This is a genomic window from uncultured Methanobrevibacter sp., from assembly GCF_900316895.1.
GTDB lineage: Archaea > Methanobacteriota > Methanobacteria > Methanobacteriales > Methanobacteriaceae > Methanocatella.
In genome coordinates, this window is the sequence record NZ_ONER01000106.1 from 1 (window position 1) to 4,711 (window position 4,711).

Sequence of the window (4,711 nt, forward strand, 5' to 3'; positions counted from 1 at the left end):
GATTTTAACCTTATGTGTACCTACACTCAACTGGTTAGTTGCATAACCCGCCATTCCTTTAAGCTTATTGAATGTTTTGGTTTTTACTGTTATGGTTTTGTACTTCTTGCCTGTGTAGATAAGCAATTTGAGTTTCACTCCATTTACCAGCTTTTTGGTTTTCTTGTTCATAACCAAAATTGTCAGAAGAGACCCTTCCTTCATGGTAGTCTTTTTGGCAAATATCTTCAATGGAGTCTGTTTAATCACCTTGATTGATGTTGAAACCGCCTTGAAATTATAGGTGTCATCCGCCAGGCTTGCCACAACCTTATGTGTACCTGCTTTTAGAGATTTGGTGTTGTAGGTTGCTACACCTTGGGCATTTGTCCATACTGAAACTTTCTTGAATTTTTTACCAGTATATATTTTTAAAAGGATCTTTGTCTTTGCAATAGGATTTTTCTTAGAATCCACCAATTTGATTTTCCATTTTGTGCTTTTTTTATAAGCGACTTTAGCTTTTGATGCCTTTATGACTGCTGTTGACTTTTCAACAACAGGAGCAGGAGTTGTGTTGGTTGGAGGTTCTGTTGAATCATCTCCAGTACTATTAGCTAAAACATCACTTGCAGCTTCGCTTAATTTCATATCTTCATCAGCATTCTCTTCCAGACTGATGTTATCTGAGTTGTCAGAAGCGACTGCATCATCAGAAATTTCAGCGGCACTGACATGTGCAACCGCACAAAGGAATACTAATAAAAATAGTATTGATAAAATTTTCTTATTCATATTAAAAACTCCGAATAATGTGTGTAATTGTAATTTTAAATTTCAAATTATTTAAACATTGATACAAAGCAAAATCTTTCAAAAAGAAAAAAATTAGTCCTGTGAATTAATGCCTTTCTCGGCTAAAAATTCATTTTGAACCTTAACGACCTCTGCACTGGTGTCTGCTTCACTGTATGCCTCAAGCAGGTCATGGTTCAGTTCGATGAAAGTGTGGCCCCACTTATATCCATCCATCAAATCGATGGCTTCCTCTTTAAAACGTGTGATGTAAAGTGTGGCGCTGATTGCCTCAACAGTGGATAGGATACATGCCTTTCCATAGTTTACGGGATTTGTGGCTATCAAAAAAGGTAATGATCGGTGGTATTTTGAAAGTGAAAAGAATTTTTTAGAACTTGACACCTCATTCCAGGAACAGTCAAGTCCTACAATTCCTCTCCTTTGAACATATCTGTAGTCTTCATAGGATACAGCCTTTTCAGCATACGGATTGAGAACTATTGCACCTGAGGGAATCTTGTTGATATTTTCAACAAGCCTGCATTTCCCCATTTTTGCCAGTTTTATGGCAGTGCACTTTTTCTTGTCGCACTCGTTTGCATGAAAAACTGTAATCCTCATTCAGCTGCAGCCTCTTGCTGTTGATCTAAAACAGAAGTGTTTCCTGCCTTATATTCTTTAATCAAATCCATTTGCTGTGCAAACTGGTCCTCTGTCAATCCGAATTCCTCATAGATTTTCGGAACGTTTTTGCTTTCCTTTAAGGTAACGCTTTTAAGCAGCGGTTCAACAAAGTCAGTATAGGATTGTCCATATGTATTGAGTGTTGCATTTACTTTGGATTTTGCATCAATAATCATATAGATGAGATAACCCTGTTTTTCACCTTGTGATTGACATATGACAATGTTCATTGGCTTATCTGATGAATTTGTATCGTTTCCTTCTACAGCCTGGGTGAAGTAGATATTCCAGTCATTTCCGTTAAAGTTACGTTTTTCAGGGTTCATTACACCCTGAAGGTAATAGATGTCCATGAGGGCATCTGAATCGTCAACAGTTGAAATGTTATATGTTATCTTGTTTTCCTTATCCTCATATGAATGCATGAATTTTTCACTATCGTTTTCTAAGCTAACATTTCCAGCAAAAGTACCTTCCATAAATTCTGTCTTGAATGGAGTGGTGACTCCTGCTGTTTTTTCACCGCCGTTCAATATTCCGGTGGCAAATATAACTCCTAAAATAGCAATTATTACAACTACTACCGCAATTATAATTATATTTTTATTTTCCATTGAAAATACTCCTATTATATGTTATGTTATTAATTTTGGTGAAAAGTCTTTATATAAGTTTAGGCAGATATTTAAATAGGTTATATTTATGAACAAAAAATTTCAATATCAAATATTACTAATTGTTTTAGTGGTTATTGTAATAATCAATTTATCTTTTATTATCAGTCAGGTAAATAATAACCCAAATAATATTTACAATGTTACTGAAATTGGAAGCAACGTCAACGGTACAGTCTATAAGATTATAGCCGGAGATCCTTCTTCCAATGAAACCGTTGGAATTATTTTGGGAGTTCATCCAAGAGAACATGAAATTCACGAGGAGGTCAACAGGACTATCCACAACATTACTTCAGAAAACGGCGCCAATAATTTAACCAAGCGTTATGTTATTTATTATGTCCAGACAATATCCAACTTGACTTCCCATGACGAAACCCGTGCAGCAGGCGAGGAGCTTGCAAATAAATTCATTGTTCCAGACATTACAAAAGAAAAACCATTCATTGTAGTGGATGTCCATGAGATTAACCCCGAATATGAGTATTCGAACTTTGTATTCAGCCTGTCAAACAGGACAGACAAGATCAATTCTTATATTTCCAAGATATGCGGTGACGTAAATCTTGTCGATTATAACTTTGATTTGGGAACAAGCCCTGAGAAGGTTACAAAACCGATAGCTGACAAAGGAATCAATACCTTGCTTGTTGAAACATGCATTACAGATTCCCTATCTCAAAAACATAAGACTGCTGAGAATTTAATCAGAAGTTTAGATGAACTGACACCTTAGGTGATAATATGAATAAAGTTCGCGGAATTCTAATTGGCCGTATGCAACCTGTCCATAACGGCCATATGGAAGTAATCAAACAAATTCTAAAAGAAGTGGATGAGATTATCATAGGTATCGGAAGCGCTCAGTTAAGCCATGAGCTTAAAGACCCGTTCACTGCAGGAGAGCGCATAGTAATGATGAGTCAGGCTCTGGCTGAAAAAGATGTTGACCCGTCAAGATACTACATCATTCCAATGCAGGACATCAATTTCAATGCAATATGGCCATCTCATGTTAAAATGCTGACCCCTCCGTTCAGTATTGTCTATTCAGGCAATCCATTAGTTAAGCAGCTGTTCTGTGAGGAAGGCTATGAAGTCAGACAACCTCCTCTTTACGATCGTCTGCATTTGTCTGGCAGTGAGGTTAGAAGACGAATTTTAAATGATGAAAACTGGCAGGAATTGGTTCCCCAGGCCAGCGTTGATTTGATTACTGAAATCAATGGCGTTGAAAGACTGAAAAATTTATCAGTTAAGGAAGTAAGTGATTTATAACAATAGTTATATAATAGTTTTATTATAATATATTACTTGGAGATGAAATAATGGTTGTAAGAGTAATAGAAGCAAAAGAAGATAAAGTTACAACAGCAGACTTAATAGCTGGATTAAAAAAAGACAAAAAGATTGATTATTCAGGTGCGATTTTCACATTTGAAGGAATTGTACGCGGAAAAGAAGAAAACATGAACCTTGAAAAGTTAATTTTAACAACACCTGACAAGGAAAAAACAAAAAGTGAAATTGAAAAAATTGTGGAAAACGCTAAAATCAAATATAATGTTCATGAAATATCCGTTATTCACTACATAGGTGAGTTCTACACTGGAGACATGCTGTTTTTAGTTGCAGTTCTTGGTGCACACCGTGGAGAAACCCTTGATGCTCTAAAAGAAGTAATTGAAACTGTCAAATATGATGTTGAATTTAAAAAAGAGGAAATCTCCAAAGAAGGAACCAAAACAATACTAGCAGGAGGATAATCCCATGTTAATGCATATTTTAAGGATAATAATCATATTCCTCATTATCTATGCCATAATTAAAAACCTAAAAACACTCTTAAAAGCAGGAATTGTTATTCTTGTAATTTTAATATTATTAGGATTTATAGGATACTAATCCTACAAACTTAATAATTGATTCATGGCTGAAAAGCCATGCCATTTTAATTTTTTTTAAACCCCAGATGTAAAAAAATAATATTTTGAATCTATTTGCCGATGATTACTTCGGTAGATTTTATGATAGCTGTAACGTCATCGCCTTCAGCTAAACCTAATTTTTCAGCAGACTCTTTGGTGATAACTGCAGTGATAGTGTTAGGTTCAGTCAACGCTGACAATTTTACCTTCTAATTGATTTCTTGCACTAAGTTTCATATCAAACACCTCAAATTTATTTACCGATAATTACTTCAGTGGATTTGATGATTGCACATACATCATCGCCTTCAGCTAAACCTAATTTTTCAGCTGATTCCTTAGTTATAACAGCGGTAATAGTATTAGGTTCTGAAATTTCGATTTTAATGTTAGCCATAACAGCTCCAAGTTCTACATTTGTAATTTTACCTTCTAATTGATTTCTTGCACTAAGTTTCATTTTTTCACCTCAATGTGTTTTACACTTATAATCTTGTATCGAATTGTATATAAATCTTTCGTTTTTTGGCAAATAAAGACTTTTTAAATCGATTACCTGAAATGCTTCATATCGAAAAAGTAAGTTTTAATAATGATAATGACGAATATAATAATTATGAAAGTCGAATTAGAATCAATTGGCAC

Annotated in this window: 7 protein-coding genes and 1 pseudogene; 3 read left to right on the forward strand and 5 right to left on the reverse strand. The window is 34.8% G+C overall.

Going from position 1 to position 4,711, the window contains the following annotated elements:
- The 3 genes from QZN27_RS08995 to QZN27_RS09005 form a co-directional block, all read right to left on the reverse strand.
- Nucleotides 1-774, reverse strand: a 774-nt coding sequence (locus QZN27_RS08995) for a hypothetical protein (protein WP_296786650.1), incomplete at its 3' end; no start/stop codon positions are given.
- A gap of 93 nt (nt 775-867) precedes the next feature.
- Nucleotides 868-1,398 carry a DUF367 family protein gene (locus QZN27_RS09000; RefSeq protein WP_296786653.1) on the reverse strand — a complete coding sequence of 177 codons (531 nt, stop codon included), beginning with the start codon at nt 1,396-1,398 and terminating at the stop codon, nt 868-870.
- The gene (locus QZN27_RS09005; protein WP_296786656.1) at nt 1,395-2,075 is read right to left on the reverse strand and encodes a hypothetical protein; all 681 of its coding nucleotides are present in this window, start codon (nt 2,073-2,075) and stop codon (nt 1,395-1,397) included. The genes QZN27_RS09000 and QZN27_RS09005 overlap by 4 nt, the downstream gene beginning before the upstream one ends.
- 130 nt (nt 2,076-2,205) lie before the next feature.
- On the opposite strand from QZN27_RS09005, the gene QZN27_RS09010 reads away from it, so the two are divergent.
- From QZN27_RS09010 to QZN27_RS09020, 3 genes are read left to right on the forward strand one after another with little or no spacing between them, the layout of a single operon-like run.
- Nucleotides 2,206-2,874 carry a hypothetical protein gene (locus QZN27_RS09010; RefSeq protein ID WP_296786658.1) on the forward strand — a complete coding sequence of 223 codons (669 nt, stop codon included), beginning with the start codon at nt 2,206-2,208 and terminating at the stop codon, nt 2,872-2,874.
- An 8-nt stretch (nt 2,875-2,882) separates the two neighbouring features.
- A complete protein-coding gene (locus tag QZN27_RS09015; RefSeq protein WP_296786662.1) occupies nt 2,883-3,416 on the forward strand; it encodes a nicotinamide-nucleotide adenylyltransferase in 534 nt (177 codons plus the stop codon).
- 50 nt (nt 3,417-3,466) lie between these two features.
- Nucleotides 3,467-3,904: a molybdenum cofactor biosynthesis protein MoaE gene (locus tag QZN27_RS09020; RefSeq protein WP_296786664.1), complete on the forward strand. Its 438-nt coding sequence runs from the start codon at nt 3,467-3,469 to the stop codon at nt 3,902-3,904.
- 230 nt (nt 3,905-4,134) lie between these two features.
- Here QZN27_RS09020 and QZN27_RS09025 read toward each other — a convergent pair.
- Together QZN27_RS09025 and QZN27_RS09030 are read right to left on the reverse strand one after the other, a co-directional pair.
- A pseudogene (locus QZN27_RS09025) lies at nt 4,135-4,303 on the reverse strand (molybdopterin-binding protein).
- Nucleotides 4,304-4,319: 16 nt separating this feature from the next.
- Nucleotides 4,320-4,526 carry a molybdopterin-binding protein gene (locus tag QZN27_RS09030; protein WP_296786668.1) on the reverse strand — a complete coding sequence of 69 codons (207 nt, stop codon included), beginning with the start codon at nt 4,524-4,526 and terminating at the stop codon, nt 4,320-4,322.
- Nucleotides 4,527-4,711 lie beyond the last annotated feature (185 nt).

Excerpts from the sequence above, each read along its gene's own strand:
- QZN27_RS09000 (WP_296786653.1), bottom strand. The coding sequence starts at position 1,398 with ATGAGGATTACAGTTTTTCATGCAAACGAGTGCGACAAGAAAAAGTGC.
- QZN27_RS09005 (WP_296786656.1), bottom strand. The coding sequence starts at position 2,075 with ATGGAAAATAAAAATATAATTATAATTGCGGTAGTAGTTGTAATAATT.
- QZN27_RS09015 (WP_296786662.1), top strand. The coding sequence starts at position 2,883 with ATGAATAAAGTTCGCGGAATTCTAATTGGCCGTATGCAACCTGTCCAT.
- QZN27_RS09020 (WP_296786664.1), top strand. The coding sequence starts at position 3,467 with ATGGTTGTAAGAGTAATAGAAGCAAAAGAAGATAAAGTTACAACAGCA.
- QZN27_RS09030 (WP_296786668.1), bottom strand. The coding sequence starts at position 4,526 with ATGAAACTTAGTGCAAGAAATCAATTAGAAGGTAAAATTACAAATGTA.